The 22,767-nt window shown below is 67.5% G+C and carries 20 protein-coding genes; 15 read left to right on the top strand and 5 right to left on the bottom strand.

Going from position 1 to position 22,767, the window contains the following annotated elements; genetic code table 11:
* Positions 1–55: 55 nt before the first annotated feature.
* Complete coding sequence (locus tag AAFN88_RS21025; protein WP_347522683.1) at positions 56–472, bottom strand: hypothetical protein; 417 nt, start codon at positions 470–472, stop codon at positions 56–58.
* A gap of 60 nt (positions 473–532) precedes the next feature.
* Positions 533–1,240 carry a hypothetical protein gene (locus AAFN88_RS21020; protein WP_347522681.1) on the bottom strand — a complete coding sequence of 236 codons (708 nt, stop codon included), beginning with the start codon at positions 1,238–1,240 and terminating at the stop codon, positions 533–535.
* Positions 1,241–1,788: 548 nt separating this feature from the next.
* Between AAFN88_RS21020 and AAFN88_RS21015 the strand changes: the two genes are divergently transcribed.
* Positions 1,789–3,048 (top strand): cyclopropane-fatty-acyl-phospholipid synthase family protein, encoded by a 1,260-nt coding sequence (locus AAFN88_RS21015; RefSeq protein ID WP_347522679.1) that lies wholly within the window; start codon positions 1,789–1,791, stop codon positions 3,046–3,048.
* Between the two features lie 264 nt (positions 3,049–3,312).
* Here the strand turns inward: AAFN88_RS21015 and AAFN88_RS21010 are convergent, their stop codons facing one another.
* The 3 genes from AAFN88_RS21010 to AAFN88_RS21000 form a co-directional block, all read right to left on the bottom strand.
* The gene (locus tag AAFN88_RS21010) at positions 3,313–4,818 is read right to left on the bottom strand and encodes an aldehyde dehydrogenase (RefSeq protein ID WP_347522677.1); all 1,506 of its coding nucleotides are present in this window, start codon (positions 4,816–4,818) and stop codon (positions 3,313–3,315) included.
* 140 nt (positions 4,819–4,958) lie between these two features.
* Positions 4,959–5,822, bottom strand: a complete 864-nt coding sequence (locus tag AAFN88_RS21005) for a citryl-CoA lyase (protein WP_347522676.1) — start codon at positions 5,820–5,822, stop codon at positions 4,959–4,961.
* Complete coding sequence (locus tag AAFN88_RS21000; RefSeq protein WP_347522675.1) at positions 5,819–7,018, bottom strand: CaiB/BaiF CoA-transferase family protein; 1,200 nt, start codon at positions 7,016–7,018, stop codon at positions 5,819–5,821. The genes AAFN88_RS21005 and AAFN88_RS21000 overlap by 4 nt, the downstream gene beginning before the upstream one ends.
* Positions 7,019–7,155: 137 nt before the next feature.
* Between AAFN88_RS21000 and AAFN88_RS20995 the strand changes: the two genes are divergently transcribed.
* The 14 genes from AAFN88_RS20995 (at position 7,156) to AAFN88_RS20930 (ending at position 22,766) form a co-directional block, all read left to right on the top strand.
* Complete coding sequence (locus tag AAFN88_RS20995) at positions 7,156–7,848, top strand: IclR family transcriptional regulator (RefSeq protein WP_347522673.1); 693 nt, start codon at positions 7,156–7,158, stop codon at positions 7,846–7,848.
* A gap of 225 nt (positions 7,849–8,073) precedes the next feature.
* On the top strand, positions 8,074–8,946 hold the full coding sequence (locus AAFN88_RS20990; RefSeq protein ID WP_347522672.1) for a xanthine dehydrogenase family protein subunit M: 873 nt from the start codon (positions 8,074–8,076) through the stop codon (positions 8,944–8,946).
* Positions 8,946–11,732: a molybdopterin cofactor-binding domain-containing protein gene (locus tag AAFN88_RS20985; RefSeq protein ID WP_347522671.1), complete on the top strand. Its 2,787-nt coding sequence runs from the start codon at positions 8,946–8,948 to the stop codon at positions 11,730–11,732. The genes AAFN88_RS20990 and AAFN88_RS20985 overlap by 1 nt, the downstream gene beginning before the upstream one ends.
* 10 nt (positions 11,733–11,742) lie before the next feature.
* Positions 11,743–13,308 carry a 6-hydroxynicotinate reductase gene (locus AAFN88_RS20980; protein ID WP_347522670.1) on the top strand — a complete coding sequence of 522 codons (1,566 nt, stop codon included), beginning with the start codon at positions 11,743–11,745 and terminating at the stop codon, positions 13,306–13,308.
* Positions 13,309–14,208 (top strand): UPF0280 family protein, encoded by a 900-nt coding sequence (locus AAFN88_RS20975; protein ID WP_347522668.1) that lies wholly within the window; start codon positions 13,309–13,311, stop codon positions 14,206–14,208.
* A 13-nt stretch (positions 14,209–14,221) separates the two neighbouring features.
* Positions 14,222–14,803: an amino acid synthesis family protein gene (locus AAFN88_RS20970; protein WP_347522667.1), complete on the top strand. Its 582-nt coding sequence runs from the start codon at positions 14,222–14,224 to the stop codon at positions 14,801–14,803.
* Positions 14,804–14,813: 10 nt separating this feature from the next.
* On the top strand, positions 14,814–15,398 hold the full coding sequence (locus tag AAFN88_RS20965) for an amino acid synthesis family protein (protein WP_347522665.1): 585 nt from the start codon (positions 14,814–14,816) through the stop codon (positions 15,396–15,398).
* Between the two features lie 28 nt (positions 15,399–15,426).
* Positions 15,427–16,458, top strand: coding sequence for an NAD(P)/FAD-dependent oxidoreductase (locus tag AAFN88_RS20960; protein WP_347522664.1), 1,032 nt, complete (start codon positions 15,427–15,429; stop codon positions 16,456–16,458).
* A gap of 8 nt (positions 16,459–16,466) precedes the next feature.
* Entirely contained in the window at positions 16,467–16,769 is a 303-nt protein-coding gene (locus tag AAFN88_RS20955; RefSeq protein ID WP_347522663.1) for a 2Fe-2S iron-sulfur cluster-binding protein, read from the top strand.
* Positions 16,770–16,789: 20 nt separating this feature from the next.
* Positions 16,790–17,848, top strand: coding sequence for an aromatic ring-hydroxylating dioxygenase subunit alpha (locus tag AAFN88_RS20950; protein ID WP_347522662.1), 1,059 nt, complete (start codon positions 16,790–16,792; stop codon positions 17,846–17,848).
* Positions 17,849–18,027: 179 nt separating this feature from the next.
* A complete protein-coding gene (locus AAFN88_RS20945; RefSeq protein WP_347522660.1) occupies positions 18,028–19,236 on the top strand; it encodes an ABC transporter substrate-binding protein in 1,209 nt (402 codons plus the stop codon).
* A gap of 100 nt (positions 19,237–19,336) precedes the next feature.
* Positions 19,337–21,244 (top strand): ABC transporter permease, encoded by a 1,908-nt coding sequence (locus tag AAFN88_RS20940; protein ID WP_347522659.1) that lies wholly within the window; start codon positions 19,337–19,339, stop codon positions 21,242–21,244.
* A complete protein-coding gene (locus tag AAFN88_RS20935; RefSeq protein ID WP_347522658.1) occupies positions 21,241–22,059 on the top strand; it encodes an ABC transporter ATP-binding protein in 819 nt (272 codons plus the stop codon). The genes AAFN88_RS20940 and AAFN88_RS20935 overlap by 4 nt, the downstream gene beginning before the upstream one ends.
* 5 nt (positions 22,060–22,064) lie before the next feature.
* Positions 22,065–22,766, top strand: a complete 702-nt coding sequence (locus AAFN88_RS20930) for an ABC transporter ATP-binding protein (RefSeq protein WP_347522657.1) — start codon at positions 22,065–22,067, stop codon at positions 22,764–22,766.
* The last annotated feature ends 1 nt before the right edge of the window (position 22,767 follow it).

The following is a 22,767-nucleotide window of genomic DNA, read 5'->3' as shown; positions in this document are numbered from 1 at the left end:
GGTATGGTTCCACAAACTTGTCGCTTTATGAGTCAGATGCATTGGGGCGGACATCCTAGCTGCCGGACTGCCAGAACATGGCAATGAGAATGGCTGCGAAGGCAATCCAGATGAGCCAGTTCGACGTGGCAGGTTTCGATATCCGGCCCTCGGCCGTCCCGTCTTCTTGTGATCGCTCTGATTTCGCGCGACGCCTTGGCAGGAAATTCATCAAGCGAACAGCGATCGACCGAGAGTCCGACGCTTTCCAATTGCCTTCCGGCAGGCCCGCGATGGTGGCGGTCAGCGAAGACGTTGCCGTCTCCTCCGACATCTCGGACAGGCGGGCGGCCTCTTCCCACGGATCGATGCCAAGCCGCGCCAAGGCGGAGAGGACGGTAAGGGACACGCCGTTTCTCTCTTCGCCGACGTAGGCAAAGAGAAACTCGTTGAACCGCGAATGACCAAGCGAGTATTCCGCGCGCAGGACCACTTTACTTCTCCTTGATGTCGACCGGCAGCTTCCTTGTGGAGCGGGCGAAGCCCGGCTCCCTCACAAAGCGAATACCGGGACGCTTCGGTCGGCCGAGACGGCCGCTGCTGCGTCTTGTTCATTGAAAAAGTCACCGTAAAAGCGGCCGTCCAGAGTGACGCGCCAGACGCCGCCTGCCTGCCGAATCTGCATTCGCGGGGACTCCGTCATCGGCGTCGCTCCACTGTCGGTGGCTGCCGCCTCAACCTTGCGTACGCGGCGCTCTCTGGCGGCGGCAAGGTCTTTCCGCAGGGCCTTGTCTCCGAGCCTCACGACAGAGCGGATGAACTCCGCGGCATATGACTCTGTATCGGTATAGTCGTGCTCGGAACGTGTCATCTCCATTGGCACGCAGAAGGTTTCTGACAGACGGATGAGGAACTTCGGTTCGGTTTCCGCCATGTGCGCGATGAGCGCCTGCAGGACTCGCTCGTGGGCCAACACGCGCCGTTCAAGCTCTGTCCGCTCCGCCGGTGCGATAGATGACCGTCCTGCGACTGGGGTCGGCGCGACCGTTGTGTCAGCTGGATCTGCCAGCCTGCCTTGTGCCTCGGCCTGGGCGCCGTCCAGCCTTCCTACAGGCAGGCCAGATACCGGCAAATCCGTGGAGTTGTCGGAAGCCTTGACCGGCTTCGAAGCATCAGGCGCAGCTACTGAATGGCCTGCGTGTGATCCAGCAAATTCTTCAGACATCGAGTTGTCCTTATTTCTGGATGAAATAATATCCATCCTTGCTGTATATGGGTATTTATCAAGTATTTTCAATGACTGTTAAAAGATTTATTGAAGGAGTAAGAGCGGCTCAAGAGAGTTTATTTGACGGGATTTCTTCTCTGCGAATTCCTGCCCGGGCGCGCTTCCCTGTGAGGGCTACAATGGCGGCGCCGACTTCAGGTCATCAGCGCCGTAGTGTGCCCATTCTTGGCGCCGCTCACCGTGAATCCCTCTTCCTGACCCGTATCGGAAGCGTCAGGTGGAGAGCGTCGGACGGACCGGAGCATCGTCGAACGCTGTCGCTATGAATTGGATACTGGCGGCCAGTGGATGAAGTTCGGCAGGCTCAGCCGTTCTCAATCGTGCATTCCGCGATCGACAAGGGAGCGGGCCTACCGATCGGCTTTCAGCGGCCCCAAAGGGACGCTGCGGCGCAACTCGTTGACGACAAAACAGAGCTTTATTACGCTTGAATTGAGCGGCCAAGAACATGCGGCCAAGAACATGCGGCCAAGAACATGCGGCCACGCGGATCAATCGTCCGAAAGGGATCGCGTCGCAAGATGGCGGAGGACGTCAAACAAGACGTTTCACGGGGGCCGGATCGGCGAAGCCTGCCGGCCAGGCGGCCGGTACCGGCACTGGCCTTTCTGATTTTCCGCATGATGTTAGGCTGCGCTGCAGTTTTCGTCCGCCACGGCAACATCAGGTGCCGCTTCCGTGAAGGGCAAGGAGTGTCCCTGGGCGATGGCAGGGGGCGGGCGGTGGAGATCCGCATCAAGAACCTGCCGGCCCTGTGCCGTATCATGGTCAACCCAGGCCTGGCGATCGGCGAGACCTATGTCGACGGCGACTGGGACGTAGATGACGCGGATCTCCCTCGTTTCATCAGCTATCTGCTGGTGAACGAAGCGAAAATCGAGGCCCTGGCGCCGATCCGCATGCTGAATGCGCTCCGCGATCGGGCAGCGCAGGTTTTCCATGCCAACACCGCGCGGCGCAGCCGATGCAACGCCGCCCACCATTACGATCTCGGCAATGATCTCTACGAGGCATTCCTCGACGACGACATGGTGTATTCCTGCGGCTTCTTCACAAGCGAAGCGCAAAGCCTGGACGCTGCGCAGCAGAACAAGCTGGAGGTGACCCTGGATCGGCTGCAGATCGGCACCGGGATGCGCGTCCTCGATATCGGCTGCGGCTGGGGGGCGATGACCCGTGCGATCGCCCTTCGCGATGCGACAGCAGTCGGCATTACCCTTGCCGAGCAGCAATTGGCATTGGCCGAGCAGCGCCTGCCAGCTGCGCTTGCGGACAAGGTATCCTATCGCCTGCAGGACTACCGCGATCATGCGGAGGAGAACCCCGAAACCTATGACCGGGTGGTTTCGATCGGCATGTTCGAGCACGTCGGGCGGCGGCACTTCGCGGGCTACTTCAGTGCGGTGAACCGTCTCCTGAAGCCCGGCGGGCGGGCTGCTGTGCACAGCATCGTCAAGCCGACGCGGTCGCCGATGAACGCCTGGCTCACGAAGTACATCTTCCCGGGCGGGATGATTCCGCAGCTCGCGGAGATAACGGCCAGCGCCGAGGCGGCCGGGCTACGGCTGCCGCATGAGCCCTTCATTCATGACGGCTGGCAATATGCCAAAACCCTTCGGCATTGGCGAAAGCGTTTCAACGACAACTTCGCCACGCTTGATCCCCAGCGATACGATATGCGTTTTCGACGCCTTTGGAATTTCTACTTGGCGAGTTCGGCGGCGGCGTTCGAGGCGCTGGGCTATCAGGTCGCGCAGGTGATTGTCGAGAAACCGGGCTAGGGCCGGTTGGCCAAAAGCGGGCAGGCCAGCGGGAGGTGTTTCTACCGCTGTGTCCAGGGCCCATGGCATCTGGAGCCGATAGGTCTCCTCCTGGCAGATTGGCGAACTAGAAGGTTCGCGGCTTCGTGTCTGCTCGATGCCGGAAACCGGACGATTGTCTGGGTTTCTCCAGCCCAACCACCATGTGACGGCGAGCTTTCACCGGCGCATGGCTTCGGCCGCTTGGCCGGACGGTCTTGGCGCCACAGGCGCTCGCGCCGCAGTTCAGCGCATCACGAAGGGGTTGCCGGGAGCTTCGTCGGAGGTGTTGATCCAGACCGACTTGGTTTCGAGATATTCGCGGATCGCCTCGATGCCGCTCTCGCGCCCCAGCCCGGAATGCTTCATGCCGCCGAAGGGCATCATGTAGCTGATGGCCCGGTAGGTGTTGACCCAGACCGTACCGGCCTTCAGCGCCTTCACCATGCGGTGGGCCCGGCCGATGTCCTTGGTCCAGACGCCGGCGGCGAGGCCGTAGATGACGTCGTTGCCGAGGCGGATGGCTTCTTCCTCGTCGTCGAAGCCGATGATCGACAGCACCGGGCCGAAGACCTCTTCCTGTGCGATGCGCATGTCGTTGGTCACGTCGGTGAAGATCGTCGGCTGCACGAACTGCGGCCCCGCGTCCGACGGCCCGCCGCCGGCGATCAGCCGCGCGCCCTCGCCCTTCGCGATCTCGATGTAGTCGAGGATCTTGCGGTACTGGGGCGGCGTCGTCACCGGGCCGATGTTGGTTTCGGGCAGCATGGGGTCGCCGATGCGCGCGGTGCGCGCCATGGCGACCAGGCGCTCGGTCACCTCCTCCTTGATGGAGTTCTGGACCAGGAGGCGCGATCCGGCGATGCAGGTCTGCCCGGTGGCCGCGAAGATGCCGGAGACCGCCCCGGCGGCGGCGGCATCGAGGTTGGCGTCGGCGAAGATGATGTTCGGCGACTTGCCGCCCAGCTCCAGGCTCACCCGCTTCATGGACCTGGCCGCCGTCTCGTAGATCCTCTTGCCCGTGGCGTCGGAACCGGTGAAGGTGATCTTGGCGACATCGGGATGCTCGACCAGCGCCGCGCCGGCTTCCTGGCCCAGGCCGGCGACCACGTTGAAGACGCCGTCCGGCAGGCCCGCCTCGCGCGTCAGCGCCGCGAATTCCAGGGTCGAGGCCGAAGTGAACTCCGAGGGCTTCACCACCACCGAGCAGCCAGCGGCCAAGGCGGGCGCGCACTTCCAGGCGATGAACAACAGCGGCGAGTTCCAGGCCGTCAAGGCGCCGACGACGCCCACCGGCTCGTGATCGGTGAAGGCGAAGTGGTCGGGCTTGTCGATGGGCACGACCCCGCCCTCGATCTTGTCGGCGAGGCCCGCGAAATAATACCACCACTCCGGGTGATAGCGGAGCTGGCCCAGCATTTCGGTCAACAGCTTGCCGTTGTCGCGCACCTCGATCGCGGCCAGCCGCTCGGCGTTCTCGGCCACCAGGTCGCCGATCCGGCGCAGGATCTTGCCGCGCGCCGAAGCGGACATTCCGGCCCAGGGTCCGGTGGTCATGGCGCGTTTGGCGGCCGCGACCGCCCGGTCCACGTCTTCGGCGCCGCCGCGGGGCACGCGCGCCCAAACCTCGTTGCGGTAGGGGTCGACGCTGTCCAGCCAGGCCCCGCCGGCCGGATCGACGTAGTTCCCGTCGATGTAATGGCGATAAAGGACCGCCTCCTGTTCCGCAGCCGCCGCACCCCTTGCCGTCATGATTCTCTCCCGCCGAGGCTTCGTCATCGCCGTGGACCCCGATGCTGTCGAAGGTTCCACCAGACGACCGTTGTTCCGGCTGAAATCCGAGCATCCGGAGCACGGCTGGTCAAGGCGTAGCTCGACTCTTCATCTGCGCCCTAGTCAGCCTCCGGAACCGGCCGCCGGGCTGGGCCGTCGTAGCGCCACAGGCGCTCGCGGGGGATGGGGCCCTTGTTGCGCAGGCCGGACTGCGATTCCTCCCAGGCGTGGGCCAGGATGCCCACCGAGCGCGACAGGCAGAAGAGGCCGCGCGCCAGGGGCGCGGGAAAGCCGAGCTCGGCGTAGATCACCGCCGTGGCGCCGTCGATGTTCATGGGGATGCGCTTGCCCTTCCGTGCGGCCAGGCGATCCTCGATGCAGCGCCCGATGGCGGCGAAGCGCCCGCTCACCGCTTCCTTCTTTGCATAGACATCGACCACCTCCAGCAGGCGCGGCGCGCGGGGGTCGATGGGGTGGAAGCGGTGGCCGAAGCCCGGCAGGTACTTGCCGCCGGCCGCCTTGAAGGCGGCCAGTTCCGCCTCGACCGCGTCTTCCCGGCCTGCCCCGGCGTCGCCGCGCGCGGCGACGGCCCGGTAGAAGGTCATGGCCTGCTCGCCGGCGCCGCCGTGCACGTCGCCCAGCACGTTGACCGCCGAGGCCATGGCGTTGTTGAGGCCGACGCCGCAGGTGGCGGCCATGCGGGCGATGGCGATGGAGGGCGCCTGGGGGCCGTGGTCGACGGCGGACATCAGCGCGATGTCCAGTAATTCGGCCTGCTCCTTCGTGGGCAGCTCGCCGCGCAGCAGCAGCCAGATCATCTGCGCGAAGGAAATTCGGCCGATCAGCTCCTCGATGGGATAGCCGCGGTAGCGAATGACCCCCGGCTCCATCTCGATGATCTCGGTTGCCCACCAGGCCGCCTCCCGGGCCGCCTCGTTTTGCTTGCCGCTCATATCGCTTTCACTCATATCGCTTTCACTCATATCGCTTTCCCCTGGGCCAGGCGGGAAATCTCGCTCGTGCTGTAGCCCAGCTCCCGCAGCAGGCTCTCGGTGTCCTGCCCCAGCCGCGGCGGCGGCGCGTCGACCTCGGGCGCTTTGCCGTCGACCTTGAAGCCGGTGCGCAGCAGGCGGAGGCCGCGGCCGACGCCGGGCACGTCCTTGAAGTCGCCGATCATGCCGCGGTCGCGCACCTGCGGGCTGGCCAGGGCCTCGGGCACCGTCAGCACGCGGCCCGCGGGCACGCCGGCGGCGTTGAGGGCCTCTTCCCATTCCTCAGCCGTGCCTTCGGCGAGCGCCGCTTCCAGGGCGGCCTTGAGGGCGGCGCGGTTGTCGAGGCGGCCCTGGCGCCGGGCGAAGCGCGGGTCCTGCGCCAGCTCCGGGCGGCCAACCACGCGGCAGACCGCCTCGAACTGCTCCTGCTTGTTGGCGGCGATGTTCAACAGTCCGCCGGCGGTGGCGAAGGTGCCCGAAGGGCTGGCGGTGAAGTTCTCGTTGCCCAGCGGCGCCGGCTCCTTGCCCGCCACCAGGTAGTTGGAGACCACCCAGCCCATGGTCGCCAGCGTCGCTTCCAGCATGGAAACGTCCAGGAAGGTGCTCTCGCTTTTGTCTTTACGGGCAAGCGCGGCGGCGATGGCGAAGGCGGCGGTCATGCCGCCGATGGTGTCCGCGATGGGATAGCCGACGCGGTAGGGCGCGGTCTCGGCGTCGCCGGTGATCGACATGACGCCGGAGAGGCCCTGGATGATCTGGTCGTAGGCCGGCAGGTCGCGCGCCGGGCCGTCCTGGCCGAAGCCGGAGATGGCGCAGTAGACGAGGCCGGGCCGCGCCTGCTTCAGCACCTCGTAGCCGACGCCCAGGCGGTCCATGACGCCGGGGCGGAAGTTCTCCACCACCACCTCGGCGCTGGCTACCATCTTCAGGAAGACCGCCTTGCCGGCCGCGCTCTTCATATTGATCGTGATCGAGCGCTTGCCCGGGTTCTGCGCCAGGAAGGAGACGCCCATGTGGCGGGCGTTGAGCTCGGCGTCGGCGCCGAGCTGACGGGCCAGGTCGCCGCTGCCCGGCACCTCCACCTTGATGACGTCGGCGCCGAGGTGGGCCAGCTGGTGGCAGCAGAAGGGCCCCGCCAGCACGTTGGTGAGATCGAGGACGCGGACGCCCTTCAGGAAGGCTGACATGGTCTTTCCCCAGAAGGCTCCCGGCACGGCGGGGGTCGTTGGTCTTGGCGGCAGGCTGCGGCTGTGTTCGGTTTGGTGCAACGAGATAGCGCCTCGGCGGGCGTTATTGTTCTGTCTAGCGGAATTATGGGGGTAAGGTGGCGGAAGACCGGGTGGAAGCGGTGGAACGGGCCCTGACTCTGCTGGAGGCCTTCGCCGACGGCGCGCCGCAGCTCAGCCTCGCCGAGCTGGCTGCGCGCACGGGCTTCTACAAGAGCACCATCCTGCGCCTGGCATCTTCGCTGGAGCGCTTCGGCTACCTGGCCCGCGGCGCGGACGGCGCCTTCCGTCTCGGCCCGGCGCCGGCGCGCCTCGGCGCCCTCTACCGCGACCGGGCCGATCACGGCGGCCTGATCCGCGCGGCGCTGAGGCGCCTGCGCGACGCCTCTTCCTTCACCGCGTCCTTCTATGTGCGCAGCGGCGAGACGCGGACCTGCCTCTACCGCGAGAACTCCGAGCGCGAAATCCGCCACCACCTGGAAGAGGGGGTGCGCCTGCCGCTGGCCCTCGGCGCGGCGGGCAAGGTGCTGATCGCCTATACGCAAACGCCGGAGACGGACGCCCAGCGCCACGCCGCGCGGAAACTGCGCCGCGACGGCTACGCCTTTTCCCTGGGCGAACGCGACCCCTTCATCGCCGCGCTCGCGGTGCCGCTGCTCGATGCCGGCGGCGCCTTTCAGGGCGCGCTCTGCCTTTCCGGCCTCGCCGCGCAGTTCACCGAGGGACAGAAGGAACGCTGCCGCGAGCTGCTGCGGCAGACCGCTGCCGAGTTGCAGGGCCTGCTCCGCTAGCAAAAACATAATAACTTTGTATACAAAACAAATATGAAGCCGGAGGAGTCGGCAGGGATTCTTCCCGCCTTTCCCGGCACTTGCCCCAGAGGTTCTGTAGGGAAATACATGATCCAATGACGGAAACCGGCGAGTCTCCGTCGCCGGCGGTAATTGACAGCAATGCTTTATCTTGCATACTAAACAAAAATAACAACGAACTCATGGGACAGGGGAGTTTGGCAGGTGGGGTGTTACCTTCGGCCCAAGGGGCTTGAAGACGCCGTCGCTGCCATGGCAGACGGCAGCTATACGGTCCTCGCCGGGGGCACCGATTTCTATCCCGCGCGCGCCGGCGGTCTCGCGGGCCGTCCCCCTGAGAGCAAGGTTCTCGACATCACCGCCCTGGACGGCCTGCGCGGCATCGCCGAAGAGGACGATGCCTTCCGCGTCGGTGCGCTGACCACCTGGAGCGACCTGCTGCGCGCGCCGCTGCCGCCATATTTCGCGGCCCTGAAGCTGGCGGCCCGCGAAGTGGGCGGCGTGCAGATCCAGAACGCCGGCACCCTGTGCGGCAACCTCTGCAACGCCTCGCCCGCCGCCGACGGCGTGCCGCCGCTGCTGGCGATGGACGCGGAGGTGGAACTGGCCTCGCAGGTCGGTTCGCGGCGCCTGGCCCTCGACGACTTCATCCTCGGCAACCGCAAGACCGCCAGGCGCCCCGACGAACTGGTGACGGCGCTTTACATTCCGAAACCGTCACCCGGGGCGCGCAGCACCTTCCTGAAGCTGGGCGCGCGCAAATACCTGGTGATCTCCATCGTCATGGCGGCGCTGCTGGTCGACATCGACGACAAGGGCAACGTTGCCAAGGCCCGGGTCGCCGTCGGCTCCTGCGCCGCGCGCGCCCTGCGCCTGCCGGCCGTCGAGGCGGCCTTCGAGGGCCGGCCCTTCGATGAGGATTTGCTGCCGCGCATCGGCGAGGAACAGTTGGTAGAGCCACTTGGGCCCCTGACGCCCATCGACGATATCCGCGGCACCGCCGACTATCGCCGCGAGGCCGCGGTGGCGCTGCTGCGCCGCGGGGTCGAGGCCCTGCTGTCGCAGGAGGCCGCGTGATGGACGCCGCGCTGCAGCAGAGCCTCGCCGAGGGTGGGCAGCAGATCCGCTTCACCCTCAACGGCCAGGCGGTCACGGTGAGCGTCGATCCCCTGGACCGGCTGAGTGACGCGCTGCGCTATGCGCTGGGCCGCACCGGCACCAAGGTGGGCTGCAACGCCGGCGACTGCGGTGCCTGCACGGTGCTGGTCGACGGCGAGCAAATGTGCAGTTGCCTCATGGCCTGCGGCCAGGTCGAGGGGCGGCAGGTGACGACGGTGGAAGGCTTGATGGGCGACCCGGATGGGCAGCGCCTGCAGCGGGCCTTCCTCGATCACGGCGCGGCCCAGTGCGGCATCTGCACGCCGGGCATGCTGATGGCCGCGGCCTCGCTGCTGAAGCAGACCGCCGCCCCGGCGAAGCAGGAAGTGCAGGACGCGCTGGGCGGCGTGCTGTGCCGCTGCACCGGCTACCAGAAGATCGTCGAGGCGGTTTGCGCCGCGGCGGAGATGCGGTCGACCGACGCGCCGCTCACCGACCCCGAGGTCGGCTGCGCCGTGGGCGCGCGCTTCGCCAAGACCGACGGCCTCGCCAAGGTGACCGGCGCCGAGCTCTACGGCGCCGACACCGCGCCGGAAGGCGCGCTGTGGCTGCGCGTGGTCCGCGCGCCCCATGCCCGCGCCACTTTCACCCTGGGCGACCTCGAGGCGGTGGTGGCGCGGACGCCCGGCCTGGAGCGTATCCTCACTGCCGCCGACCTTCCAGGCAACTCGGGGCCCGGCAACATGTGCTTCGGCGTTTATCCGCACATCAAGGACCAGCCGGTGCTGGCCCAGGGGCGGGTGCGCTACCGCGGCGAGGCGGTGCTGGCGCTGGTCGGCGAGCGCCGCGCGATCTGGTCGCTGGCGGAAGAAGACCTGCCGATCGCCTGGCAGGCGGAAGACGCCGTCACCGACTTCTGCGCCGACGATACGCCGCTGGTGCAGGAAGGCCGCGCCGACAACGTGCTGGCGCGCGGCTTCGTCAACAAGGGCGCCGCCGAGGCGGCGCTGGCGGCCTCACCGCTGACGTCCGAGATCAGCACCGCCACGCCTTTCATCGAGCATGCCTACATCGAGCCCGAAGCCGGCTACGCCGAGCGCAAGGGCGGCAAGCTTGAGGTTTGGGTGACCACCCAGGCGCCCTACATGGACCGCGACGAGACGGCGGCGATCCTGGGCCTCGACAAGGACAAGGTGCGCATCATCCCCTCGGCCTGCGGCGGCGGCTTCGGCGGCAAGTTGGACCTCTCGCTGCATCCTCTCGTCGGGCTGGCTGCCTGGCTCACGGAGCGGCCGGTGCGCTGTGAGTACACCCGGCCGGAGTCCATGGCATCTTCCACCAAGCGCCACGCCTCGCGGGTGACGGCGCGGGCCGGCTGCGATGCGGACGGTAGGCTGACGGCGCTGGTCTTCGACGGCGACTTCGACACCGGGGCCTATGCCTCCTGGGGGCCGACGGTGGCCGACCGGGTGCCGGTGCACTGCAGCGGCCCCTACAAGATCCCCAACGTGCTGGCCCGTTCGGCCGGGCGCTTCACCAACGCGCCGCCGGCCGGCGCCTTCCGCGGCTTCGGCGTGCCGCAGTCCGCCCTGGCGCACGAGGCCCTGATGGACGACCTGGCCGAGCAGCTCGGTCTCGACCCGCTGGAGTTCCGCTATCGCAACGCGATCCGCGTCGGCGACGCCACGGCGACGGGGCAGGTGCTGACGGCTTCCGCCGGTCTCGCCGACTGCCTGGACGCCCTGCGGCCCACGTGGAAGGACTGGCGTGCGGCGGCGGACCTGTTCAACGAAGACGGGGGACGGCGGCGCCGCGGCGTCGGTATCGGCTGCGTCTGGTACGGCTGCGGCAACACCTCCATGTCCAATCCCTCCACCCTGTCGGTGGCGCTCGACAGGCACGGCAAGCTCACGCTCTACAACGGCGCCGTCGACATCGGCCAGGGCTCCAACACCGTCATGGCGCAGATCGCCGCCGATGCGCTGGGCCTGCCGGTGCAGCAGATGCGCGTCGTCATGGGCGACACGGCGCTGACGGCCGACGCCGGCAAGACCTCGGCCTCGCGCCAGACCTTCATCTCCGGCAAGGCGGCGGAACTGGCCGGGTGCGACCTGCGTGCCCAGATCCTGCGCCTCGCCAATGCCGGCGAGGATGCGCGCCTGGAGTTGAGCGACGGCAAGCTGTCGGTGCAGGACGGCGGGGAGGTGCGACGCATCGACCTGGCGGAATTGCCGGAGGACGCGCGCGGCGACGTGCTCTGCGGCAGCGGCACCTTCGATCCGCCGACCTCGCCGCTGGACGGGAACGGCCAGGGCGACCCCTACGCGACCTACGGCTTCGCCGCCCAGATCGCCGAGGTCGAGGTCGACCTGGAGCTGGGCACGATCAAGGTGCTGCGCATGGCCGCCGCCCACGATGTCGGCCGTGCGGTCAACCCGACCCTGGTGGAAGGCCAGATCCACGGCGGCATCGCCCAGGGCCTCGGCCTGGCGCTGATGGAGGAATACCTGCCGGGGCGCACGGAGAACCTGCACGACTACCTGATCCCCACCTTCGGCGACATGCCGGAGATCACCAGCATTCTGGTGGAAGACCCGGAGCCGCTGGGCCCCTACGGCGCCAAGGGCGTGGGCGAGCATTCGCTGATCGCGACCGCGCCGGCGATCTTCGGCGGCGTCTACCAGGCGACCGGCCTGCGTCTGACGCGGACGCCGGCGACGCCGGACCGGGTGCGCGCGGCCCTGCGCGAAGCGGGCGCAGTGTGAGGATGACGAGATGAGCACGACGCAAGCCGAAAAGACCGAAGCGCGCGGCAAGGACGCGGGGGGCAAGAACGCCGACAACAAGGACGGAGGCATCGTCGTCTGCGACGCCTGTCCGGTGCTGTGCCGCATCCGCCCGGGCAAGACCGGAGCCTGCGACCGCTACGGCAACGTCGACAACGCCCTGGTGCGCATGGACCCCTTCCTGCTGGCGCGCCAGGCGGCCGAGCGCGAGGCCGAGATGGTGCCCTTCCTGGCCACCGAAGGCGCGGGGGCGGAGTGGGACGGCAGCCTGGTCCAGGGGGCGGAAGCCTTCGTCACCGGCATCGGCGCCGGCACTACCTATCCGGACTACAAGCCCGCGCCCTTCATCGTGTCGTCCAAGGTGGAAGGCGTCGACATGGTGACCGTGGTGACCGAGGGCATCTTCAGCTACTGCGGCGTGAAGGTGAAGATCGACACCGACCGCCACCTGGGCCCGGAGCAGGCCGCCGTGCGCTGCCAGGGCGAGCAGGTCGGCCACGTCACCACGGCGGAATACGGCTCGCAGATGCTGGCCCTGGGCGGCGTGCGCCACCTGACCGGCGGCAGCAAGAAGGAAGGCAACGTCACCTGCCAGATGATGCTCGACCTCTGCAACAAGCAGGCGGTGGACCTCACCATCGACGGCGGCGCCGAGCTGACCATCCAGGCGGGCCGGGCGCCGATCATCAACGGCGTGAAGGAAGAGCGCATGCGCGTCGGCTGCGGCTCGGCGACCATCGGCATCTTCGCCCAGCAATGGATCGGCCACGTCGACGAGGTCATCGTGGTCGACGACCACATCACCGGCGTACTGACCGAGCACCAGGCCGGCAAGTTCCTGGACATGAAGCCCAGCGGCATCCGCGTGCGCGGGCGGCGCTCGACGCCCGGGCGCTACTTCCAGGTGGCCGAGCCCGGCACCGGCTGGGGCGGCACCAACATCAGCGATCCCCTGTCGATCATCGACAAGATCGACCCCAAGACCGCCTGGCCGGGCCTGCGCCTGCTGATGGTCAGCACCACCGGCGAGCACGCCGCCTGGTTCGAGCTGGACGACGACCTGAAACCCCAAGAGGCCGAGATGCCGGCGGCGGTCAAGGTGGTGGTCGACCGTATCGGCGAGAACTGCGAACCGGCCCTGTCCTCGGTGCTGTTCATGGCCGGGGCGGGCGGCAGCCTGCGCGCCGGGGCGACGGAGAACCCGGTGCGCCTGACGCGCTCGGTGAAGGACGCGCTGACCCGCGTCACCGCCGGCGGCGCCAAGGCCTATGTCTGGCCGGGCGGCGGCATCACCATCATGGTCGACGTGCTGGACATGCCCGACAACGCCTTCGGCTACGTGCCGACGCCGGCCATCGTCGGACCCATCGAATTCACCATGCCGCACGAGGTCTACGCCGAACTGGGCGGCCACATGAAGTCGGTGCAGTCGCTGGCCGACGTCGTCAAGACCCGCGGCGCCGGGGAGCGCATCCGCGTGACCGACCTGAAGGCGGAGAACCCCTGGCCGCTGTCGCCCCTAAACAAGCTTCCCGGCAAGAAGGCGGGGCTCTGAATGACTCGACCCAGCTTTTTCCGCCGCGACCTGCCGGACGGCCGCCTGCATCTGCAGGAGGGGCCCATCGACCTGATGATCGAGGCTTTCGGCGCGCGCGCCGAGGTGCGGCATGCCTATGACGCGGCGGCGGAATGCTTCCGGGAGGTGCTGCCCGACCTGGTGGCGGAGCTGACGGCGCTGCGCCGGCCGCTGCGCAGGGACACGCCGTCGTTTTCCGGCCCGGTGGCGCAGCGCATGGCGGCGGCCTGTCATCCCCACCGCGCGGTGTTCGTCACGCCCATGGCCGCCGTCGCCGGCGCCGTGGCCGATCATGTGCTGGCAGCGATGAGCGAAGCCGCGGATCTCACCCGCGCCTATGTGAACAACGGCGGCGACATCGCTTTGTACCTGACGCCCGGCGAAAGCCTCGCCTGCGGCCTGGTCGCCCAGGTCGCCGCCCCGCATCAGCCATTGTCCCTTGGGGGTCGCGCAGTGGTGACATCGGAATTGCCGGTCCGCGGTATCGCCACCTCGGGGCGCGCCACCAAAGGACAAGGCGGGCGCAGTTTTTCGCTGGGCATCGCCGACGCGGTAACGGTCTTCGCACGCAGCGCCGCGCAGGCCGACGTTGCCGCGACGCTGATCGCCAATGCGGTAGACCTGCCCGGGCACCCGCTGGTGATGCGCCGCCGGGCCGTGGAGATCGATCCGGAGAGCGATCTCGGGGAGCGCCTGGCGACCGTCGCGGTCGGCAAGCTCACCGAGGCGGAAGTCGCCACGGCGCTGCGGCACGGGCAGGCGCTGAGCGCCGAGATGCAGGCCGAAGGCCTCATCGAAGCGGCGGCGCTGTTCCTGCGCGGGCGGGCCGAGGCAATCGGGGCTTTGCCCCTGCTGTCCAGCCTGCCGAGCGCGGCGTAAAGGAGGAGTCGGGGTGACTGTCGAAGTTCGCAAAGTCGTGACCAACGTCGAGGAGATCCACCACGAGGGCGGGCCGGTTGCTGCCGAGCCTTTGCTGGTCGGCTCCGCCGCCGTGGTCATCGCCAATCCTTTCTCCGGGCGCTACGTCGAGGAGCTGCAGCCCTACATGGAGGAACTGAAGCCGCTGGGTCTGGAGATGGCCGAACGGCTGGTCGGCGCCATGGGGGGCAACAAGGCGCGCATCTCCGGTTTCGGCAAGGCCTCCATCGTCGGCGGCGCCGGCGAGCTGGAGCACGGTGCGCTGTGGCACGTGCCCGGCGGTTACGCTATGCGCGAACTGCTGGGCGACGCCAGGGCCATCGTGCCCTCGGCCAAGAAGGTCGGCCCCGCCGGTGCGCGCATCGACGTGCCGATCACCCATATCAACGCCTCTTACGTGCGCGGGCACTTCAATGCCGTCGAGGTCGGCGTGCCCGGCGCGCCGGAGGCCGACGAGCTGGTGTTCATCCTGGCGATGACCAGCGGCGGGCGCATCCACGACCGCATGGGCGGCTTGCGCGCGGAAGACATCAAGGGGGAGGATGGCCTGAGATGAGGATGAGAAGATGAACGTCAAGGTCCGCAAATACGTGGTGATCGTCGAGGAGACCCAAAAGGAGATCGGCAAGGCGATCTCGCCGCCGACGCGCCGCGCCGCCGCTTTGGCGGTGATCGAGAATCCGTTCAGCGACCGCTACGAGCAGGATCTGGAGGTCCTCATGCAGGCGGGCGAGGACCTGGGCAAGATCCTGGGCGACAAGGCGGTGGCGGCCTTGGGCGTGGCGCCGTCGCGCATCGAGAGCTACGGTAAGGCGGCCATCGTCGGCGAGGGCGGCGAACTGGAGCACGCCGCGGCGATCCTGCATCCGCGCATGGGCAAGCCGCTGCGCCAGGCCGTGGAGAAGGGCGCGGCCCTGGTGCCTTCGTCGAAGAAGATGGGCGGTATCGGCAGCGCCATCGACGTGCCGCTGGGGCACAAGGACGCCGCCTACGTGCGCAGTCATTTCGACGGCATGGAGGTAAGGGTGCCCGACGCGCCGCGTCACGGCGAGATCGTGGTGGCCATCGCGGTCACCGATTCCGGGCGGCCTCTGCCGCGGGTCGGCGGCCTGACCACCGACGAGGTGAAGGGCGAAGACGGCCTGCGCTGAACCGCTCCCTCGAAGGATTGGAGACGAGATGACGGAACAACGCGTGACAACGGATGTGGTGATCATCGGCGCCGGCCCGGTCGGTCTCTTTGCGGTCTTCGAGCTGGGCCTTCTGGGTCTGAAGTGTCATGTCGTCGACATCCTGGACAAGGCCGGCGGACAGTGCGCCGAGCTCTATCCGGAGAAGCCGATCTACGATATCCCCGCCCTGCCGGTGGTGACCGGCGGCGAGCTGATCGCGCGTCTGCTCGAGCAGTGCAAGCCCTTCGAGCCGCAGTTCCATCTCGGCCAGATGGGGGAGAAGCTGGAGAAGCTGGAGAGCGGCAACTGGCTGTTGACCACCGACCTGGGCATGGAGATCGAGGCGCCGGTCATCGTGGTGGCTGCAGGCGGTGGCAGCTTCGTGCCCAAGAAGCCGCCCATCGCCGGGATCGACACCTACGAAGGCGGCTCCGTCCACTATGCCGTGCGCAAGATGGAAGACTTTCGCGGCAAGCGCCTGCTAATCGCCGGCGGCGGCGATTCGGCCCTCGATTGGACGCTCAATCTCCAGCCCATCGCCGCCAGCGTCACGCTGGTACACCGCCGCGCGGATTTCCGCGCCGCGCCGGATTCGGTGGAGAAGATGCGCGCCCTTGCGGCGGCCGGGAAGATCGCGTTTCGGGTTGCGCAGATCGCCGGCCTGGAGGGCGAGGCCGGAAAGCTGAGCGGGGTGAAGCTGAAATCCCCGGAGCAGGGCGAGTGGGTCGAGCCCTGCGACACCCTGCTGCCCTTCTACGGCCTGACCATGAAGCTGGGGCCCATCGCCGACTTCGGGCTGAACCTCGACGAGAACCACATCACGGTGGATACGCAGAAGTTCGAGACCTCGGTGCCGCGGATCTTCGCCATCGGCGATATCAACACCTATCCCGGCAAGCTGAAGCTCATTCTGTCCGGTTTCCACGAGGCCGCGCTGATGGCTCACCAGGCCTTTCACTATGTTCATCCTGACAAGAAGCTTCGTTTCCAGTACACAACCTCCTCCAGCGAACTGCAACAGAGGCTGAAGGTGGCATGAAGGTAAAGGTGAGGGATCGCGCGGGGGCGACGCACGAGCTGCCTTTTCAGGAGGGTGACACCCTGATGCAGGTGCTGACGGACGAGGATCTGGGCGTTCGCGCCGAATGCGGCGGCTGCTGCGCCTGCGCGACCTGCCACGTCTATATCGCTCCGCAGTGGCTGGAAAAGCTGCCGGCGCAGAGCGAGGAGGAGCTCTCCATGCTCGACGAAGCTTTCGAGGTGGAGGCGACTTCGCGGCTGTCCTGCCAGATCCTGTTGACCGCGGCGCTGGACGGCATGGAGGCCACCATCGCGCCGGACTTCGATTAGCGGCGAGGAGGGGAGAGATCATGACGTTCGTCCGCAACGCCTGGTACGTCGCCGGCTGGTCGAAGAACTTCGGCCGGCAGCTCACGCCCCTCACCATCATGGACGAGGACATCGTCGTCTACCGCACGGAAACGGGCCAAGCCGTGGCGCTGACCGACGAATGCCCGCACAAGCGTTTGCCGCTCTCCAGGGGGCGGCTCAAGGGCGACGCGGTGGAATGCGGATATCACGGCATGACCTTCGGCTGCGACGGAAAATGTGTGAGGATTCCCGGTCAGAGCAACCTGCCGTCCTCGGCCTGGGTGCGCGCCTATCCGCTGCACGAACGCCACGGCATCCTGTGGATCTGGATGGGAGATGCGGAGAAGGCCGACGTCTCACGGGTCTTCGACATGCCGGAATTCACCGACCCGAAGTGGATGCCGCACCACGGCGACGCCTTGGAATTGGAATGCAACTACCTGCCGGTCGCCGACAATCTCTGCGATCCCGCCCATGTCAGCTTCGTGCACCCGACGACCCTGGGCAACGCAGCCTGCGAGGACGTCCCCATCGACTGCGCGCGCGAGGGCCGCATGGTGACGACCTGGCGTTGGATCCGCGACGCGCCACCGGTCGGCTTCTTCAAGGCCTTCGGCAACTTCGCCGGCAACGTCGACCGCTGGCATTACTACTATCTGCACGCGCCCAACGTGGCGGTCATCGACTTCGGCAGCGCCGCCACCGAGGAGGCCATCGGCGAGGCCGAGCGCGACCGCGGCCTGCGGCTCTTCGCGCTGCATTTTCTGACGCCGGTTTCCGAGACCCGGACGGTCGACCACTGGATGCACCTGCGCAACATCGCGCTGGACGACGAAGAGATGGGCGAGCGCATGAACGAGCAGTTCCGCATCGCCTTCGCCGAGGACAAGGCGATTCTGGAGGCGATCCAGGCGCGCGAGGCTAAGCCGCCGGCGCGCCGGCCGCTGCGCATCGCCATCGACCGCGGACCAAATCACCTGCGCCGTATCATCGCCGAGATGGCGGCGCAGGAGCGCGCGCTTTCGGAAGACGAGGAAGCCATGCAGGCGGTGTCATGACGTTATGAAGGGGCAACACCGCCAATCGTCACCCTTGGCCTTGTGCCGGGGGTCCGGGGCAAACGACGAGTGCGGTCGCCCTGGATGCTTGAGACGAGCTCGGGCATGACATTCATGAAGGCCGGGGGCACAGAAAGAACCGGCAAGCGAACAGCAAACGGACCAACAGGAGGCAGTTTATGGGGATCACAAGGATTTTAGGGGCGGCGGCGCTTGCCGCCTCTCTCGTCTTGCCGGGTGCCGCCGCCGCACAGGAAACCATCCGCATCGGCGACATCAACAGCTACAAGAACCTGCCGGCGTTTACCATTCCCTACAGGCAGGGGGCCGAGTTGGCGGTCGAGCAGATCAACGCCAAGGGCGGCGTCCTGGGCAAGCCGCTGGAGATCGTCTCCCGCGACGACCAGGGCAAGCCGGGCGAGGCGGTGCGCTACGCCGAGGAGCTCTTCACCAAGGAAAAAGTGGTGCTGATCTCCGGCTCGCTGTTCTCCCACGTCGGCTTGGCGCTGGGCTCCTACGCCGGGCAGAAGAAGCGCCTCTACCTGGCGGCCGAGCCGCTGGCCGACTCCCTGGTCTGGGCGGAAGGCAACCGCTACACCTTCCGCCTGCGCCCCAGCACCTACATGCAGGCCGCCATGCTGGCCGAGGCCGCGGCCAAGAGCGGCGCCAAGCGCTGGGCGACCATCGCGCCCAACTACGCCTACGGCAAGGACGCCGTGGCCGCTTTCAAGGAGGTGCTGAAGGCCAAGATGCCGGACGTTGAGTTCGTCGGCGAGCAGTGGCCGGCGCTCTTCAAGATCGATGCCGCCGCCGAGGCGCAGGCCCTGGAGGCGATGAAGCCCGACGGCATCTACAACGTCACCTTCGGCAGCGACCTCGCCAAGTTCGTGCGTGAGGGCACGCTGCGCGAGCTGTTCAAGGACCGCACGGTGCTGGGCCTCCTGACCGGTGAGCCGGAATACCTGGATCCGCTCGGCGCCGAGGCGCCGGAAGGCTGGATCGTCACCGGATACCCCTGGTACGCCATCGATACGCCAGAGCACAACGCCTTCGTGAAGGCCTATCAGGCGAAGTTCGACGACTATCCGCGCGTCGGCTCCCTGGTCGGCTACAACGCCATGCTGTCGATCGCCGCGGCGATCGAGAAGGCCGGCGGAACCGAGACCGAGGCGCTGGTCGCAGCTTTCGAGGGTCTGGAACTCGACACCCCCTCGGGCGCGGTGGCGTTCCGCGCCATCGACCATCAGTCCACCATGGGGGCCTGGGTCGGCACCACGGCGCTGCAGGACGGCAAGGGCGTCATGATCGATTGGAGCTACAAGGAAGGCGGCGACTACCTGCCGCCCGACGATGTGGTGAAGACTCTGCGGCCGGCAAGCGGCGGTTGAGGCCACGCCGCCGCTTGGGGAGCGGGCGCCAGGAGGGCGCCTGCTCCGCCGCGGGCTTCTTACGTTTCATGAACTCACCATCGATGATCGAGACCGCCTGATGGGTGTCTATCTGGTTCAGTTCCTTTCCGGGCTGGCGAGCGCCTCGGCGCTCTTCCTCGCCGCCTCGGGCCTGTCGATCATTTTCGGCGTGACCCGCGTGGTGAATTTCGCCCACGGCTCCTTCTACATGCTGGGCGCCTATTTCGGTTATTCCCTGGTGCACAATCTGGGCGCTGCCCTGGGCGGGGGCGCCCTGGGGTTCTGGCTTTCGCTACTCGTTGCCGCGCTCGCGGTCGGCCTCGTCGGCCTGCTGGTCGAGACGATTGTTCTCCGGCGCCTCTACAAGGCGCCGGAGCTGTTCCAGCTCATCGCCACCTTCGGCGTGATCCTTATCGTGCAGGACGTGGTCTTCTGGTTCTGGGGGGCGGAGAACCTGCTGGGCCCCCGCGCGCCGGGGCTGACCGGCATCGTGCGGATCTTCGACGTTCCCATGCCGACCTACGACCTGGCGCTGATCGCCATCGGACCCCTTGTCCTCTTCGCACTCTGGATGCTGTTCAACCGCACCCGCTGGGGCGTGCTGGTGCGCGCGGCCACCGAGGACCGCGAGATGGTGGGCGCCCTGGGCGTCAACCAGTCGCTGCTCTTCACCGGCGTCTTCGTGCTGGGCTCGGCGCTGGCCGGCCTGGGCGGCGCCATCCAGCTGCCCAAGGGCGACGCCAACCTGCTGATGGACTTCGGCATCCTGGCGGAGGTTTTCGTGGTCACCGTGGTCGGCGGCATGGGCTCCATCTTCGGCGCCTTTCTGGCCGCAGTCCTGATCTCGGAGCTCAACACCTTCGGCATTCTGGTCTGGCCGAACGGCACCCTGGTGCTGATGTTCATCCTCATGGCGGTGATCCTCATCGTCCGCCCCACCGGCCTGCTGGGCCGGCCGGAGACCATCGGCCAGAAGGCCGAAACCGGGGCCGTCCAGGTGGTGCTGCCGGCGGGCCCGCACTACAAGATCTTCGTCGCCGCGCTGGTGGCGCTGCTGGCGGCGCTGCCGCTGCTGGCTGACGATTTCGTCCTGGTCCTGGCCACAGACATCCTGGTGCTGGCGCTCTTCGCCACCTCCCTGCATTTCCTCATGTCGACCGGCGGGCTGGTCTCCTTCGGCCATGCCGCCTTCTACGGCGGCGGCGCCTACGCGGCGGCCCTGCTGGTCACCTACGCCGCCACGCCCTTCGAGCTGGCGCTGCTGCTGGCGCCCTTGGGCGCGGGGCTGCTGGCCCTCGTGATCGGCTGGTTCTGCGTGCGCCTCACCGGCGTCTACTTCGCCATGCTGACCCTGGCCTTCGCACAGGTCGCCTGGTCGGTGGTCTTCCAGTGGTCGGACGTCACCAACGGCGACGACGGTCTGCTCGGCATCTGGCCGGCGGCCTGGGCCTCGGGCTCCGTCGCCTACTACTACATCGCCTTCGTGGTCGCGCTGGCCGGCATCTTCCTCATCCGGCGGGTGGTCTTCGCCCCCTTCGGCTACGGCCTGCGCGCGACCCGCGACTCTGCCCTGCGGGCGGCGGCCATCGGCATCGACATCAAGCGCCAGCAACTCGCCGCCTTTGTCTTCGCCGGTGTCATGGCCGGGCTGGCCGGCGGGCTCTTCGCCTTTTCCAAGGGCTCGGTCTTTCCCGACGAAATGTCGATCCCACGCTCCTTCGACGCCCTGCTCATGGTGCTGCTGGGCGGCATCGAATCGCTTTCCGGTCCGGTGGTGGGCGCCGCCGCCTTCACCTGGCTGCACGACGAGCTGATCACCTTCGAGTATTGGCGCCTGCTGCTGGGCGTGGTCATCGTCGCCCTGGTGCTGCTCTTCCCGCAAGGGCTGGGCGGTGCGGCGCGGCACTACGCCGGGCGGTATCTGAAGCTGGAAGTCTCGCCCGGCGAGCTGCGCTCGGCCGCCCCCCGGAAGGAGCAGCGCGCATGAGCCTCACCGAAGCGAAAACCGCCGGGATGCCGGCACTGGCCGTCCCCGCTCTGGAAGTCAGCGGCCTCAGCAAGGCCTTCGGCGGCGTGCAGGCGGTGAAGGACGTGAACTTCAAGGTGGCGGAGGGCGAATTGCTGGCCCTCATCGGTCCCAACGGCGCCGGCAAGAGCACCTGCTTCAACATGCTGAACGGCCAGATCAGGCCCGACCGGGGCAGCGTGAAGCTGGCCGGGGAGGAGCTGGTCGGCCGCTCGCCGGCGCAGATCTGGCGGCGCGGCGTCGGGCGCACCTTCCAGATCACCGCCACCTTCCCCTCCATGACCGTGGCCGAGAACGTCGCCATGGTGCTGATGAGCCAAGACCGCGAGCTGTTCTCCTTCACGCGCAGCGCGGTAAACCGTCACCGCGCCAAGGCGCTGGAACTGCTCGACCTGGTCGGCATGGCGGGGCAGGCGGACCGGCCCTGCGGCGTGCTGGCCTACGGCGATCTGAAGCGGGTCGAGCTGGCGGTGGCGCTGGGCAACGAGCCGCGCGTCCTGCTGATGGACGAGCCGACGGCGGGCATGGCGCCGCGCGAGCGTGTGGAACTCATGGGGCTCGCCGCGCGCCTGGCGCACGAGCTGGACGTCGCCGTGCTGTTCACCGAGCACGACATGGACATCGTCTTCAGCCACGCCGACCGCATCATCGTGCTGAGCCGCGGAGAGCTGATCGCCGAGGGTGACGCAGGGCAGATCCGCAGCGATCCGCTGGTGCTCAAGACCTACCTCGGCGAGGGTCAGGTCTACGGCCAAGACAAGAAGCCCAAGGACTGAGGGCCATGCTCGAGATCAGGGGTATTCACAGCTACTACGGACAGGCGCACATCCTGACCGACGTTTCATTGACCCTGTCCAAGGGCGAGATCGTGGTGCTGGTGGGACGCAACGGCGCCGGCAAGTCGACCACCATCAAGTCGATCATGGGCATGGTGCGCGTCACGCAGGGCTCCATCGCCTACGACGGCGAGGAGATCCTGGGCGAGCCGGCGCACCGCATCGCCCGGCGCGGCCTCGGCTACGTGCCGGAGGAGCGGCGCATCTTCACCCGTCTCACCGTGCAGGAGAACCTGGACTGCGGCCGGCAGCCGGGCCGGGCGGGCACGCGAAACTGGACCGTGCACGACATGTTCGACCTCTTCCCCAACTTGGCGGAAGCCCGGCGGCGGCCCGGCGGCACGCTCAGCGGCGGCGAGCAACAGATGCTGACCATCGCCCGCACCCTGATGGGCAACCCGGGCTGCATCCTGCTGGACGAGCCCTCGGAAGGCCTCGCACCGGTGGTGGTGGAGCAGATCATCAAGGTGGTGAAGGAGATCAAGGCCCAGGGCATCCCGGTCCTGCTGTCGGAGCAGAACCTCTACTTCGCCGGCCTGGTCAGCGACCGCGCCTACGTCATCGAGACCGGTCACATCCGCTACGAAGGCTCCATGCGCGAGCTGGAAGAGAACGACGAGGTCCGCCAGCAGTATCTGGCGGTGTAAG

The sequence above is a fragment of the Pelagibius sp. CAU 1746 genome, from assembly GCF_039839785.1.
Classification (GTDB): Bacteria; Pseudomonadota; Alphaproteobacteria; order Kiloniellales; family Kiloniellaceae; genus Pelagibius.
Note: the sequence above shows the minus strand (reverse complement) of the source record. Positions and strands in the feature narration are given on the sequence as shown.

Coding starts and splice junctions, on each gene's coding strand:
- AAFN88_RS21020 (WP_347522681.1), bottom strand. CDS start 1,240: ATGGATATTATTTCATCCAGAAATAAGGACAACTCGATGTCTGAAGAA.
- AAFN88_RS21015 (WP_347522679.1), top strand. CDS start 1,789: ATGGCGGAGGACGTCAAACAAGACGTTTCACGGGGGCCGGATCGGCGA.
- AAFN88_RS21010 (WP_347522677.1), bottom strand. CDS start 4,818: ATGACGGCAAGGGGTGCGGCGGCTGCGGAACAGGAGGCGGTCCTTTAT.
- AAFN88_RS21005 (WP_347522676.1), bottom strand. CDS start 5,822: ATGAGTGAAAGCGATATGAGTGAAAGCGATATGAGCGGCAAGCAAAAC.
- AAFN88_RS21000 (WP_347522675.1), bottom strand. CDS start 7,018: ATGTCAGCCTTCCTGAAGGGCGTCCGCGTCCTCGATCTCACCAACGTG.
- AAFN88_RS20985 (WP_347522671.1), top strand. CDS start 8,946: ATGGACGCCGCGCTGCAGCAGAGCCTCGCCGAGGGTGGGCAGCAGATC.
- AAFN88_RS20980 (WP_347522670.1), top strand. CDS start 11,743: ATGAGCACGACGCAAGCCGAAAAGACCGAAGCGCGCGGCAAGGACGCG.
- AAFN88_RS20975 (WP_347522668.1), top strand. CDS start 13,309: ATGACTCGACCCAGCTTTTTCCGCCGCGACCTGCCGGACGGCCGCCTG.
- AAFN88_RS20965 (WP_347522665.1), top strand. CDS start 14,814: ATGAACGTCAAGGTCCGCAAATACGTGGTGATCGTCGAGGAGACCCAA.
- AAFN88_RS20960 (WP_347522664.1), top strand. CDS start 15,427: ATGACGGAACAACGCGTGACAACGGATGTGGTGATCATCGGCGCCGGC.
- AAFN88_RS20950 (WP_347522662.1), top strand. CDS start 16,790: ATGACGTTCGTCCGCAACGCCTGGTACGTCGCCGGCTGGTCGAAGAAC.
- AAFN88_RS20945 (WP_347522660.1), top strand. CDS start 18,028: ATGGGGATCACAAGGATTTTAGGGGCGGCGGCGCTTGCCGCCTCTCTC.
- AAFN88_RS20940 (WP_347522659.1), top strand. CDS start 19,337: ATGGGTGTCTATCTGGTTCAGTTCCTTTCCGGGCTGGCGAGCGCCTCG.
- AAFN88_RS20935 (WP_347522658.1), top strand. CDS start 21,241: ATGAGCCTCACCGAAGCGAAAACCGCCGGGATGCCGGCACTGGCCGTC.
- AAFN88_RS20930 (WP_347522657.1), top strand. CDS start 22,065: ATGCTCGAGATCAGGGGTATTCACAGCTACTACGGACAGGCGCACATC.